Source organism: Amycolatopsis rifamycinica (assembly GCF_000695625.1).
Classification (GTDB): domain Bacteria; phylum Actinomycetota; class Actinomycetes; order Mycobacteriales; family Pseudonocardiaceae; genus Amycolatopsis; species Amycolatopsis rifamycinica.
This window is the reverse complement of sequence record NZ_JMQI01000021.1, coordinates 174,387-187,574: the sequence shown is the minus strand read 5'-3', so window position 1 is coordinate 187,574 and position 13,188 is coordinate 174,387. Positions and strand designations below refer to the sequence as shown.

The 13,188-nt window shown below is 69.9% G+C and carries 11 protein-coding genes; 5 read left to right on the top strand and 6 right to left on the bottom strand.

Going from position 1 to position 13,188, the window contains the following annotated elements; translation table 11 throughout:
• Positions 1–2: 2 nt before the first annotated feature.
• On the bottom strand, positions 3–824 hold the full coding sequence (locus DV20_RS10450; RefSeq protein ID WP_043778834.1) for an MIP/aquaporin family protein: 822 nt from the start codon (positions 822–824) through the stop codon (positions 3–5).
• Between the two features lie 154 nt (positions 825–978).
• Between DV20_RS10450 and DV20_RS10445 the strand changes: the two genes are divergently transcribed.
• The 4 genes from DV20_RS10445 (at position 979) to DV20_RS10435 (ending at position 5,021) form a co-directional block, all read left to right on the top strand.
• Positions 979–1,746: an IclR family transcriptional regulator gene (locus DV20_RS10445; protein ID WP_043778831.1), complete on the top strand. Its 768-nt coding sequence runs from the start codon at positions 979–981 to the stop codon at positions 1,744–1,746.
• A gap of 10 nt (positions 1,747–1,756) precedes the next feature.
• Positions 1,757–3,706 (top strand): glycerol kinase GlpK, encoded by a 1,950-nt coding sequence (gene glpK / locus DV20_RS10440; protein ID WP_043778827.1) that lies wholly within the window; start codon positions 1,757–1,759, stop codon positions 3,704–3,706.
• A 126-nt stretch (positions 3,707–3,832) separates the two neighbouring features.
• A complete protein-coding gene (locus tag DV20_RS45460; protein WP_160169710.1) occupies positions 3,833–4,009 on the top strand; it encodes a hypothetical protein in 177 nt (58 codons plus the stop codon).
• A 55-nt stretch (positions 4,010–4,064) separates the two neighbouring features.
• Positions 4,065–5,021 carry a MerR family transcriptional regulator gene (locus DV20_RS10435; protein WP_043778825.1) on the top strand — a complete coding sequence of 319 codons (957 nt, stop codon included), beginning with the start codon at positions 4,065–4,067 and terminating at the stop codon, positions 5,019–5,021.
• Between the two features lie 18 nt (positions 5,022–5,039).
• Here the strand turns inward: DV20_RS10435 and DV20_RS10430 are convergent, their stop codons facing one another.
• Positions 5,040–5,870: a substrate-binding domain-containing protein gene (locus DV20_RS10430; RefSeq protein ID WP_043778823.1), complete on the bottom strand. Its 831-nt coding sequence runs from the start codon at positions 5,868–5,870 to the stop codon at positions 5,040–5,042.
• A gap of 240 nt (positions 5,871–6,110) precedes the next feature.
• Here DV20_RS10430 and DV20_RS10425 point away from each other — a divergent pair, with 240 nt between their 5' ends.
• The gene (locus DV20_RS10425; RefSeq protein ID WP_043778941.1) at positions 6,111–7,562 is read left to right on the top strand and encodes a DUF1996 domain-containing protein; all 1,452 of its coding nucleotides are present in this window, start codon (positions 6,111–6,113) and stop codon (positions 7,560–7,562) included.
• Between the two features lie 223 nt (positions 7,563–7,785).
• Here the strand turns inward: DV20_RS10425 and mmsB are convergent, their stop codons facing one another.
• From mmsB to araA, 4 genes are read right to left on the bottom strand one after another with little or no spacing between them, the layout of a single operon-like run.
• Positions 7,786–9,006 (bottom strand): multiple monosaccharide ABC transporter permease, encoded by a 1,221-nt coding sequence (gene mmsB / locus DV20_RS10420; RefSeq protein ID WP_043778821.1) that lies wholly within the window; start codon positions 9,004–9,006, stop codon positions 7,786–7,788.
• A complete protein-coding gene (mmsA, locus tag DV20_RS10415; protein ID WP_043778819.1) occupies positions 9,003–10,523 on the bottom strand; it encodes a multiple monosaccharide ABC transporter ATP-binding protein in 1,521 nt (506 codons plus the stop codon). Before mmsA ends, mmsB begins: the two co-directional genes overlap by 4 nt.
• Entirely contained in the window at positions 10,520–11,626 is a 1,107-nt protein-coding gene (gene chvE, locus DV20_RS10410; protein ID WP_043778816.1) for a multiple monosaccharide ABC transporter substrate-binding protein, read from the bottom strand. The genes mmsA and chvE overlap by 4 nt, the downstream gene beginning before the upstream one ends.
• A gap of 52 nt (positions 11,627–11,678) precedes the next feature.
• Positions 11,679–13,178: an L-arabinose isomerase gene (gene araA / locus DV20_RS10405; protein WP_043778811.1), complete on the bottom strand. Its 1,500-nt coding sequence runs from the start codon at positions 13,176–13,178 to the stop codon at positions 11,679–11,681.
• Between the last annotated feature and the right edge of the window lie 10 nt (positions 13,179–13,188).

Here is a 13,188-nt window from a genome sequence, read left to right as displayed (position 1 = left end):
TTTCAGGCGGCGGGCTCGAGGTCCTTGGCGGGCATGGCGTCCAGCGGGTCCCCGGCGGGCAGGAACCGCTCGATCAGGAACTTGTAGATCGCGCCGCCGACGAGGGCGCCGATCACCGGCGCCACGATCGGGATCCACCAGTAGGGGAAGCCGTACTGGTCGGTGAACGCGGTGTCGTACCCGGTCAGCCAGGAGGCCAGGCGCGGGCCGAAGTCGCGGGCGGGGTTGATCGCGTACCCGGCGTTCGTGCCCCACGCCATGCCGATGGCGACGACGAGGAAGCCGACGACGACCGGGGCCAGGTTCGCGCCCGGCGAGGTGTTGCGGAGGTCGGTGATGGCGAACAGGACGATCAGGAGGATCGCGGTGCCGATGATCTGGTCGCGGAAGGCGCCCCAGTCACCGACGGGAAGCGTGCCGTTACCCGGAAGGGTGGAGAACACGCCCTGCGTCTTGATCGTCAGTCCGGGGTCCTTGGCGTTGAGGACCTCGGTGTAGTTCCAGCGCACCAGCAACGCGGCGACGAACGCGCCGGCCGTCTGGGCCAGGGCGTACGGGGCGACCTTGCGCCATTCGAAGCCCTTGAACACCGCGAGGGCGATGGTCACGGCCGGGTTCAGGTGCGCGCCGCTGATCCGCGAAGCGACGTAGACACCCAGGGTGACGCCGAGGCCCCAGGCCCAGGCGATGCTGTCGTGGTCCCCGATGCCCGCGGCGACGACCTGCGCCACCACCCCGCACCCGAACAGGATGAGGATCATCGTCCCCACGAACTCGGCGGCCATCTCGCCGCCGAGCCCGCGGGCCTTGAGGTTCCGCACCATTGCTTTCCTCCACAAAGGACCTTGTCCCCCTATTGGTGGATGAAAGCTAAGTTCGCTGGTCGAAGGGGTCAACGGACCGCGGTCGGCATTGTCGAACGGCCGAAGTGGATGTTCGACATTGTCGAATCAGGGCCGGTCGGGTTAGGGTCGCGCGGTGCCCGGTCCGATCCAGTCCATCGAGCGCGCCGCCGCGATCCTGCGGTTGCTGGCGCGCGGCTCGGGGCGTCTGGGCGTCGGCGAGATCGCCGAGTCCCTCGAACTGGCGAAGGGCACCGCGCACGGGATCCTGCGCACGCTGCAGGGCGTCGGGTTCGTCGAGCAGGACCGCGACACGGGCAAGTACCAGCTCGGCGCGGCGCTGCTGCACCTGGGCACGAGCTACCTCGACGTCAACGAGCTGCGGTCCCGGGCCATCAACTGGGCCGACGCGCTGGCCGCCCGCAGCGGCGAGGCCGTCCGGATCGGCGCGCCGCTGGAGGGCCGGGTGCTCGTGGTCCACCACGTGTTCCGGCCGGACGACAGCCTGCAGACCCTCGACGTCGGCACGCTGCTGCCGCTGCACGCGACCGCGCTCGGGAAGGTCCTGCTGGCCTACGACACGACTCTCGTGGCATCGTTGCGCACCGGCGAGCCCGAGGCCTACACCCGCCGGACCCTGGTCACCCAGACCGCGATCAAACGCGCGTGCGCGAAGGTCCGCGAGGCGGGCTGGGCGGCGGAGAACGGTGAAATGATCTCGGGCGAGGCCGGGATCGCGGCGCCGATCCGCGGCCACGGCGGCATCGTGGTCGGCGCGATCGGGGTGTCCGGCGCGGTGGAGCGGATCTGCGAGCCGGACGGCAGCCCGAGCACCCGGCTGCTCGGCCACGTCCGCGACGCGGCGCGCGCGGTCTCACGGGACCTGGGGGCGTCCCGATGGTGAAGGGAGGGGCATGGTCCAGCGGTACGTGATGTCCATCGACCAGGGCACCACCTCCACCCGGTGCATCCTGTTCGACGCACGGGGGCGGCTGGTCTCCGTGGTGCAGCGGGAGCACCAGCAGCACTTCCCGCGCCCCGGTTGGGTGGAGCACGACGCGACCGAGATCTGGCGGAACCTCTCCCGGATCGTGCCGCAGGCCCTGGCCGACGCCGGGGCGACCGCCGAGCAGGTCGTCGGGCTGGGCATCGCCAACCAGCGCGAGACCACCGTGCTGTGGGACCGGCGCACCGGCAACCCCGTCGGCCGGGCGATCGTCTGGCAGGACACCCGGACCGACGCCATGCTCGAACAGCTCGCCCGCGAACCCGGCGCCGACCGGGTGCGGCAGCTGTGTGGGCTCCCCCTCGCCACGTACTTCTCCGCGCCGCGCGTCCGCTGGCTGCTCGAACGCACGCCGGGGCTGCGCGAGCGCGCCGAACGCGGGGACGTGCTCTTCGGCACCATCGAGAGCTGGCTGATCTGGAACCTCACCGGCGGCGCCGAGGGCGGCGTGCACGTCACCGACGTCACCAACGCCTCCCGCACCATGCTGATGAACCTGCGCACGCTGAACTGGGACGACGAGCTCCTGGAGTTCTTCGACGTCCCGCGCGCGATGCTGCCGGAGATCCGGTCCTCGACGGAGGTCTACGGCACGACCACCAGGGTGGTCCCCGGCATCCGGATCGCGGCCGCGCTGGGCGACCAGCAGGCGGCGCTGTTCGGCCAGACCTGCTTCGCGCCCGGCGAGGCGAAGTGCACGTACGGCACGGGCAGCTTCCTGCTGCTCAACACCGGCCCGACGCCGGTGCTCTCCACCCACGGCATGCTCACCACGGTCGGCTTCAAGATCGGCGACGAGCCCGCGGTGTACGCGCTCGAAGGGTCGATCGCCGTCACCGGCTCGCTCGTGCAGTGGTTCCGGGACGGGCTGGAGCTGATCGGCAGCGCCCCCGAGATCGAGACCCTCGCGCGGACCGTCGAGGACAACGGCGGCTGCTACATCGTGCCCGCGTTCTCCGGCCTGTTCGCGCCGCACTGGCACAGCGAGGCACGCGGGGTGATCGCCGGGCTGACGTCGTACATCACGAAGGGCCACCTGGCGCGGGCGGTGCTGGAGGCGACCGGCTGGCAGACCCGCGAGGTCGTCGACGCGATGAACGCCGACTCGGGGCTGGCGCTCTCGACGTTGAAGGTCGACGGCGGGATGACCGCGGACAACCTGCTGATGCAGTTCGTCGCCGACGTCCTCGACGTGCCGGTGGTGCGCCCGATGGTGGCCGAGACGGTCTCGCTCGGCGCGGCCTACGCGGCGGGGCTGTCCGTCGGGTACTGGCCGGACCTGGAGGGGCTGCGGCGCAACTGGCACCGGGCCGGCCAGTGGCTGCCGGCGATGGACCCGGCCCGCCGCGACTCCGAGTACGCGCACTGGCGCCAGGCGGTGGAGCTGACGTTCGGCTGGATGCGCCCGGCCCCGGCGGCCGCGGCGCCCGGTTCGGACCTGGTCGAGGTGCTGCTGGCCGACCACCGCCGGTTCGAGCAGCTGCTGCGCGACCTGCGCAACAGCGAAGCCGACCGGCCGGCACTGGTGGCGGAGCTGTCGGCCCTGCTGGTCGCGCACGCGACGGCGACCGAGCGGATCGTCCGGCCGGCCGGCCCGGGTGCACCCTTCGCCGAAGACCTGCTGGCGGTCTTGGAGGGCGACGACTTCGAAAAGGGGTTGCTGAGACTGGAAAACGCCGTGGACGCCCACGTCCGCGGCGAGGAGCGTGGGCTGCTGAACGAGCTGCGCCGTCAGATGTCCACTTCGGACCGGACGGGGCTGGGCCGGGCGTTCGTCGCCGAACGCCGCCGCCAGCTGGACCTCGGCTGCGGCGGCGCGGACCACGTCCGCGGCCTGGGCGATCGCCTGAAGCTCTGAGGCGGGCCATCCGGGTGAAGCCGGATCCGGGCCCTGCCGCGGCGGCTGGGTGCTCAGCCGGTTCGCGGACTGCCGGCAGGTGCTCGCCGACGGCGGAACCTTCGCGGTCCCGGACGCGCGGGTGGCGTGACCGGCACCGGCCCGGCTGGCGCGACACTGGCGCGCCTGGAGCTGACCGTGCCGCTGGAACAGCTGGGAAAGCGGTTCCCGGCGTTGCGGATCGAGGGTGCGGTGGAGCGCCGCCCGAACCCGGCGCCGCGCGGGATGACGGCCCTGCCGGCTCACCCGCTGACCGGCGGGTGAGCCGGTCGCGGTTTTCCGTTGCGTCTCCCACCGGGGGAGACTGCAGGCTGTGGGCATGGACGACGAGAACCTCCTCACCATCGGGGCGCTGGCCGCGCGTACCGGTCTGTCCGTGAAGCGGATCCGGTTCTACTCCGACAAGGGGATCGTTCCGGCGACCTCGCAGAGCCCGGCGGGTTATCGCCGGTACGACGTGGACGCCATGGCTCGGCTGGAACTGGTCCGCACGCTCCGTGAGCTGGACGTCGATCTGGCCACGGTCCGGCGCGTGCTGGCCGGTGAGACCTCGCTGGCCGAGGTCGCCGCAGCGCACGCGGCGGCGCTCGACGTGCAGATCCGGGCCCTGCGCCTGCGGCGTGCGGTGCTGACCGCCGTCGCGAACCGGAAATCGAGCCCTCAGGAGATGGATCTGATGCACCGGCTGGTGAACCTGTCCGACGCCGAACGACGCCGCTACATCCACGATTTCGTCGACGACACCTTCGGCGGCGTCGACGCCAATCCGGCCATGGTGGACCTGCTGCGTTCGAGCATGCCGGACTTCCCCGAGGACGCCGGCCCCGAACAGGTCGAGGCGTGGGTGGAGCTCGTGGAGCTGGTCCAGGACACCGGCTTCCGGGCCGCGGTGCGGCGGATGGCCGAGTACCAGGCGGCCCAGCGCGCCGAGGGAGACACCACCGGCCTGCACCACGACCTGACCGAGACCGTGCTGGACGAAGTCGGCCGGGCGGTGACGGCGGGGATCGCGCCGGACTCGGAGCAGGCCGGCGGCATCGTCGCCACACTCACCGCACGCTACGCCGAGACCTTCGGCAAGGCCGACGACGACCAGCTGAAGAGCTGGCTCCTCGAACGACTCGAGGTCGCCGATGATCCGCGCGTCACGCGGTACTGGCGGCTGGTGGCCGCCATCGACGGCCGGCCTGCGCTGCCGGATCCGGGGCCGGTGTTCACCTGGTTCGGCCGGGCCCTGCGGACTCATCTCGACAGCCGCCACCGGAGCCGCCCTTGACCGAACCCGCCGCCGGGACTACGCGCCCTTCAGGCAGCGGCTGCTCTCCCGCACCACCAGCTCCGCCTCGACGGTCGTCCGTGGTGCGGGTACGCCGTCGAGGCGGGCGGCGAGCGTGGCCAGGGTCTGGCGGCCCGCCGCCACGTAGTCCTGGCGGACCGTGGTCAGCGGCGGGGCGAAGTACGCCGCCTCGGGGACGTCGTCGAAGCCGACCACGTGGGCGTCGCGGGGGACGCTCATGCCCGCCTCCGCGAAGGCCGCCACCAGCCCCAGTGCCATGTGGTCGTTGGCCGAAAACACCGCGCCCACCCCGGATTCGACCGCCAGGGACTGGCCGGCCCGGAATCCGGACCGCGCGGACCAGTCGCCGCGGACCACCGGCGGCACTTCGGCCCCGTGGCGTTCCAGCGTCTCGCGCCAGCCGCGCTCGCGGGCGCGGGCCACCGGGCCCTCCTCCGGGCCGCCGAGGTGCCAGACCGTCGGGTGCCCGAGGGCCAGGAGGTGTTCCGTGGCCTGACGCGCACCCGCGTAGTGGTCGGTCGACGCCGCGGGGACGAGCGGGATGTCGGCGACCGGGGCCAGTTCGGCCAGGAGGTGCCCGTCGAGCACCACGATCCCGGCCACCCCCTGCAGCTGCAGGCCGGCCACCGCGGCCGGCACCGCCGCTCCGCCGGTGCCCGAGACGCTGAAGACGCTCAGCACGTACTCCTGCTCGCGGGCGGCCGCGCGCAGGCCGTGCAGCACCGGCCCCGACGCGGACGCCCCCGTCGCGATCACCCCGAGCGTGCCGCGCCGCCGGTGGGCCCGCGCGCGGAGGGGGCCGTCGGGACCTGCGTCGTCCACGGACATGCGTCGATGTTAGCGATCACACTCGTAGACGTGAACTTCATTCACCTTCCGTAAATAACGAAAAGGTAACGGACTGAACCGGCCTCTCGCGGCGTCCGTTCCCCTCAATGCCGGAACCAGTGACACCGGGCGGGTTCCCCCGATACCCGCGCCCCGGTGCTCGCTCCCCGGGTTCCGCGCGTCTCCAGCCCGGGCACGCAGGCTTTCTTCGGCGTGCCCGGAAAATCGAACGAGGTGAACATGGCCCGGAATACGTCCCGCACCCCCGCCACGGGCAGACATCGCATCACCCGCCGCACGAAGATCGCGACCGGTGGACTGGCGCTCGCCCTCGCCGTCGGCGGCATCGTCGTCGCGACCACCGCCGGTCGCACCGGCGAGGCCAGCGCCGACGAGGCCGACCCGTCGTTCTTCATCGACATCGCGAAGGTCCCCTCGGGCGTCAACGTGAACAAGGCGCTGCAGCAGAAGGGCGCCCGCGGCACGTTCACGGTGGACTGCGGCCGCAACGAAAACCAGCACTTCAACCCGGACAACTTCATCGCCCAACCGGGGATCAAGAACGGTGCCCAGCACCTGCACGACTACGTCGGCAACCTCTCCACGAACGCCGACTCCAACAACAAGAGCCTCCTGAGGGCCGGCACCACCTGCAAGAACGGTGACAAGTCCGCCTACTTCTGGCCCGTCGTCCGCATCGACACCGGCGACGCCGAGAAGAACCCGCCCGGCAAGGAGCCCACGGGCGACCGCGCGCAGGGCTCCAAGGACAAGGCGAGCACCCAGGTCGACTGCCCCGACGTCGCGAGCAAGCTGCCCGACGTCCCGGACCAGGCGATGGACGAGGTGAACCGCAACCTCGACCTGCTCGACAAGCAGATCGACGAGGCCAACAAGCGGATCGCGAACGGCGACCTGAAGACGCCGCAGGACATCCAGAACGCTGTCGTCGGCCCGCTCAAGGACAAGCGGGCCTCGACCATCGACCGGATCGCCATCGCGATCGGCCGCCGCGCCGCGAAGCCCACGAACCTCGGCGGCCTCGCGCAGTGCGCGCTCAAGCAGAACGGCAAGGGCGGCCTCGACAACGGCGGCCAGAACTCGGGCGGCCAGCCGGCGGAACTGCCCGGCGTCAACGACAAGAACGAGGTCGGCGACAACGACGGCGAGATCCAGCGCGTCCAGTCGGCGACGATCACGTTCACCAGCGGCGGCGCGAGCAAGGTCGTGGCGATGCCGCAGTTCCTCCGCATCCTGTACGGCGACGCCAAGCAGAGCACCAACGGCCCGGCCAACGCCCGGGCGAGCTGGACCTGCACCGGCTTCGAGGACCGGCTCACCGACCACTACCCGATCTGCCCGCAGAACAGCAAGGTCGAGCGCATCCACGCCTTCCCGAACTGCTGGGACGGCAAGAACATCGACAGCGCCAACCACCGCACGCACATCGTGTTCGCCGACCAGCAGGGCAAGTGCCCGCAGGGCTTCAAGAACGTGCCGCAGCTGGTGATCAAGCTGGTCTACAACATCCCGCGGGACATCCAGGTCAAGGGCCAGTACAAAGTGGACGCCTTCGCGCAGGAGAGCCACAACCCCCGCTCGGACCACGACGACTTCGCCAACGTCATGGGCCAGCGCCTGATGAACCAGGTCGTCAACTGCATCAACACCGGCAAGCGCTGCAACCAGTAGCCGGGTGATGCCCCTCCCCTCACGCATGATGCCCGCTCGATCACGAGAGATGCCCCTCCGCGCACGAGCGAAAGCCGCGACCGGCGTGAACGAGCACGTGACTCGCGTGATCGGCGGGGCATCTCGCGTGATCGGGAGGGCATCTCGCGTGATCGGCGGGGCATCACGGTGAAAGGCCACCTCGGGGAGTCGACCTCGAGGTGGCCTTCACCTCAACCGCGCGTCAGGAGGCCGCGCGGCGCTTCGTCCAGATGTCGTAGGCCACCGCGGCCAGCAGGACGACGCCCTTGACCAGCATGACCCGCTCGCTCGGGGCGCCGATCAGGGACATGCCGTTGTTGATCACGGCCATGATCAGGCCGCCGGTGATCGCGCCGACCACCTTGCCGACGCCGCCCTGGACCGCCGCGCCGCCGATGAACGCCGCCGCGATCGCGTCCAGCTCGAAGTTGATGCCGGCCGTCGGGCCCGCCTGGTTGAGCCGGCCGGCGAAGATGATCCCCGCCAGCGCGGCCAGCACGCCCATGTTGACGAAGATCCAGAACGTCACCTGCTTGACCTTGACGCCCGAGAGCGTCGCGGCCTGCAGGTTGCCGCCCACGGCGTAGATGTGCCGGCCGAACACCGACTTCCCGGCCACCAGCGAGTAGCCGAGCACCAGCACCGTCAGCAGGATGAGCACCCACGGCAGGTTCTTGAACCGGGCCAGCTGCACGACCAGCGCGAGCACCAGCACCGCGATCCCGGCGATCTTGAGCACGAACACCGGGAAGGGGTCGACGTCCTGGCCGTAGCCCATCCGTCCCATCCGCTTGCGCCACTGGGTGAACGCGATCCCGGCCACCGCGGCGACGCCGGCGAGCAGCGACACCAGGTCGGCGCCGCCGAGCGGGCCGAGGCCGATGTTGCCGAGGTAGCCGTCGGTGAAGCCGTTCGACAGCGTGCGGATCGTGTCCGGGAACGGGCCGATGCCCTGGTTGCCCAGGACCGTCAGGGTCAGGGCGCGGAACGCCAGCATGCCGGCGAGCGTCACGATGAACGCCGGGATGCCGAAGTAGGCGACCCAGTAGCCCTGCCACGCGCCGATCGCCGCGCCCACGACGAGGGTGATCAGCACCGCCCAGAACCACGGCATGTGCGAGTTGACCATCAGCACCGCCGACACCGCGCCGGTCATCGCGACGACCGACCCGGCGGACAGGTCGATGTGCCCGGAGATGATCACCAGGATCATCCCGATCGCGAGGATCAGCACGTAGCTGTTCTGCACGATGATGTTGGAGATGTTCTGCGGCTCCAGCAGCGCGCCGCCGGTGAGCACCTCGAACAGCACCACGATCAGCGCGAACGCGACGTAGATGCCGCTCTGGCGCGGGTTGATCGAGATCCTCCGCTTGGAGCGCTCAACCGGGGGCACGGCGGGCCGCGCTTCGGTCGTGGTCATTCCCGTTCCTTAGTCATGTACTGCATCAGCAGTTCCTGAGTGGCTTCTTCGCGCTTGGCCTCGCCGGTGATCCGGCCCGCCGAGAGCGCGTAGATCCGGTCGCAGAGCCCGAGCAGTTCCGGCAGCTCGGAGGAGATGACCAGGACGGCCTTCCCCTGGGCGGCCAACTCGTTGATGATCGTGTAGATCTCGAACTTCGCGCCCACGTCGATGCCGCGGGTCGGTTCGTCCAAGATCAGCACGTCCGGATCGGTGAAGATCCACTTCGCCAGCACGACCTTCTGCTGGTTGCCGCCGGAGAGCTTCCCGGTCACGCTCTGCACGCTCGGTGCCTTGATCCGCAGATCGCGGCGGTAGGAGTTGGCCGTGTCGTGCTCGGCGTGCTCGTTGACCCAGCCACGCTTGGCCAGCTTGCCCAACCCGGCCGCGGACACGTTGCGCTGGATGTCCTCGATCAGGTTGAGCCCGTAGCGCTTCCGGTCCTCGGTGGCGTAGGCGATGCCGTGGCGGACGGCGTCCTGCACCGACCGGACCTCGATCTCCTCGCCGTGCTTGAGGATCCGGCCGGAGATGTCCTTGCCCCACGACCGGCCGAACACGCTCATCGCCAGCTCGGTGCGGCCCGCGCCCATCAGCCCGGCCAGGCCGACGATCTCCCCGCGTCGCAGCGAAAGCGACGCGTGGTCGACGACGACCCGCCCGGCCTGGGTCGGGCTGTGCACGGTCCAGTCCTCGATCCGCAGCACCTCTTCGCCGATCGACGGCTCCCGGGGCGGGAACCGGTGCTCGAGGTCGCGGCCGACCATGCCGGTGATGATGCGCTCTTCGGTCAGCCCCGCCGCGTCGAGCGTCTCGATCGTCTTGCCGTCACGCAGGATCGTGACGGTGTCGGCGATCGCCGTCACCTCGCCGAGCTTGTGCGAAATGATCACGCACGTAACGCCCTCGTCCCGCAGCCCGCGCAGCAGGTCGAGCAGGTGGGCCGAGTCGTCGTCGTTGAGCGCCGCGGTGGGCTCGTCGAGGATCAGCAGCTTGACCTCTTTGGACAGCGCCTTGGCGATCTCGACCAGCTGCTGCTTGCCGACACCGAGTTCCTGCACCGCCCGCGTGGCGTTTTCCGCGAGGCCGACGCGCTTGAGCAGCGCGCCGGCCTCGTGGTTGGTGCGGTTCCAGTCGATCCAGCCGCGCTTCGCCTGCTCGTTGCCGAGGAAGATGTTCTCCGCGATCGACAACTGGCCGCACAGCGCGAGCTCCTGGTGGATGATCACGATCCCGCGCCGTTCGCTGTCGCGCACCGACCCGAACTCGCACCGCTGCCCGTCGAAGGTGATCTCGCCGTCGTAGCTCCCGTGCGGGTAGACGCCCGAGAGCACCTTCATCAGGGTGGACTTCCCGGCGCCGTTCTCCCCGCAGATCGCGTGGATTTCCCCGCGGCGCACGGAAAGGTTGACGTCCGACAGCGCCTTGACCCCGGGGAAGGTCTTGGTGATCCCGCGCATGCCGAGCAGTTCGGTCATTTCAGCTGACCTGCCGTGTAGTAGCCCGAGTCGACGAGTTCCTTCTGGTAGTTCGTCTTGTCCACGGTGACCGGCTGCAGCAGGTAGGACGGGACGACCTTCTTGCCGTTGTCGTAGTCCTTCGTGTTGTTGACCTCGGGCTTGCCGCCCTTGAGCACCGCGTCGGCCATCTTGACGGTGGTGTCGGCGAGCTTGCGGGTGTCCTTGAAGATCGTCGAGTACTGCTCACCGAGGATGATGGACTTGACCGAGGCGACCTCGGCGTCCTGCCCGGTGACGATCGGGTACGGCTGGCCGGCGGTGCCGTAGCCGTTGCTCTTCAGCGCCGACAGGATGCCGATCGACAGGCCGTCGTACGGCGAGAGCACGCCCTGGACCTTCGCGCCACCGGTGTAGGTCTTGGTGAGCAGGTCCTCCATGCGCTTCTGCGCGGTGGCCGGGTCCCAGCGCAGGATGGCCGCGCGGGCGAAGTCGGTCTGGCCGCTCTTGACGACCAGCTTGCCGCTGTCCATCAGGGGCTTGAGGACCGACATCGCGCCGTTGAAGAAGAAGGTGGCGTTGTTGTCGTCGGGGGAACCGGCGAACAGCTCGATGTTGAACGGGCCGGCACCGTCACCCAGGCCCTTGACCAGCGAGTTCGCCTGCTCGACGCCGACCTTGAAGTTGTCGAAGGTGGCGTAGTAGTCGACGTTCGGCGAGTTGCGGATCAGCCGGTCGTAGGCGATGACCGGGATCTTCTTGTCGGCCGCCTCCTGCAGCTGGGTGGTGATCGCGGTGCCGTCGATCGAGGCGATGACCAGGACCTTGGCGCCCTTGGTGATCTGGTTCTCGATCTGGTTGACCTGGGTCGGGATGTCGTTCTCGGCGTACTGCAGGTCGACCTTGTAGCCGAGCTTCTCCAGGGCGGACTTGATGTTGTCGCCGTCGTGGATCCAGCGTTCCGACGACTTCGTCGGCATGGTGACGCCGACCAGGGCGCCCTCGGCGCTCGCGCCGGGTGCGGCCGTCTGGTCCGCGGTCTTCTGGCTCGAGCCGCACGCCGACAGCGTGAGCGCCAGCCCCGCGGCGGCGAGCGCCGCGATTCCTCTGGTGCTGAACTTCATTGTTCCTTCTTCCTTTCTCAACGACCGGGCGCTTTCACGTGAAAGCGCCCGGTCAGAAACCCTGGGCGAGGCGGTGGTAGGCCTGATTCCAGCGGATGCGGTCGGCGAAGTCGTGCGGGGTCGTGTCCTTGTCGATGACCAGCAGTTCTACTCCCAGCAGATTCGCGAAGTCGCGGAGGGTCTCCGTGCTCACGGCCTGGGTAAGCACGGTGTGGTGCGGACCGCCCGCGGTGATCCACGATTCGGCGGACGTCGCCAGCGACGGCGCCGGCTCCCAGACCGCCCGCGCGACCGGCAGGTTCGGCAGCGGCTCGTCCGGCGCGACGACGTCGATCTCGTTGGCCACCAGCCGGAACCGGTCGCCGAGGTCGACCAGGCCGAGCACGACGCCGGGGCCGGGCGCGGCGTCGAACACCAGCCGGACCGGGTCTTCGCGGCCGCCGATGCCCAGTGCGTGGATTTCGCAGGACGGCTTGGCGGCGGCGATGCTCGGGCAGACCTCGAGCATGTGCGCGCCGAGGATCTTCGGCTTGCCCGGTCCGAAGTGGTAGGTGTAGTCCTCCATGAACGACGTGCCGCGGTCGCGGCCCACGCTCATCGCCTTGACCGCGGCGAGCAGCGCCGAGGTCTTCCAGTCGCCTTCGCCGCCGAAACCGTAGCCGTCGGCCATCAGCCGCTGCACCGCGAGGCCGGGCAGCTGCCGCAGCCCGCCGAGGTCCTCGAAGTTCGTGGTGAACGCGCCGAACCCGCCGTCGGTGAGGAACTTCCGCAGCCCGGCCTCGATGCGCGCGGCGTACTGCAGCGACTCGTGCCGCGCTCCCCCGGCCGCCAGCTCCGGCACAACGTTGTATTCCTCGGCGTACCGCCGCACCAGCGAGTCCACATCGGACACACTATCGACCTGCTCGACCAGCTCGTTCACGCCGTAGGTGTTGACCGAGACGCCAAACCGCAGCTCGGCCTCGACCTTGTCGCCTTCGGTGACGGCGACGTCGCGCATGTTGTCGCCGAACCGGGCCAGCCGCAGGTTGCGCAGGTGGTCGGCGCCGATCGCGGCGCGCGCCCACGCGTCGATCCGCGCGACGACGGCCGGGTCGGACACGTGCCCGGCGACGGTCTTGCGCGGCACACCGAGCCGGGTCTGGATGAACCCGAACTCGCGGTCGCCGTGCGCGGCCTGGTTGAGGTTCATGAAGTCCATGTCGATGGTGGACCACGGGAGCGTCTCGTTGAGCTGCGTGTGCAGGTGCAGCAGCGGCTTGCGCAGCGCGTCGAGCCCGGTGATCCACATCTTCGCGGGCGAGAAGGTGTGCATCCAGGCGATCACCCCGACGCAGGCGGCGTCGGCGTTGGCTTCCTGCAGCACGCGGCGGATCGAGGCGGCCTCGGTCAGCACCGGCTTGCCGACGATCTCGGCCGGGAGCGCGCCCGAGGCGTCCAGCAGCTGCTGGATGCGCAGGGACTGGCCGGCGACCTGCTCGAGGGTCTCCTCGCCGTAGAGGGCCTGGCTGCCGGTGAGGAACCAGAGCTGGGGTTTCGATGCCGAAGTCATCGTTCTCCTT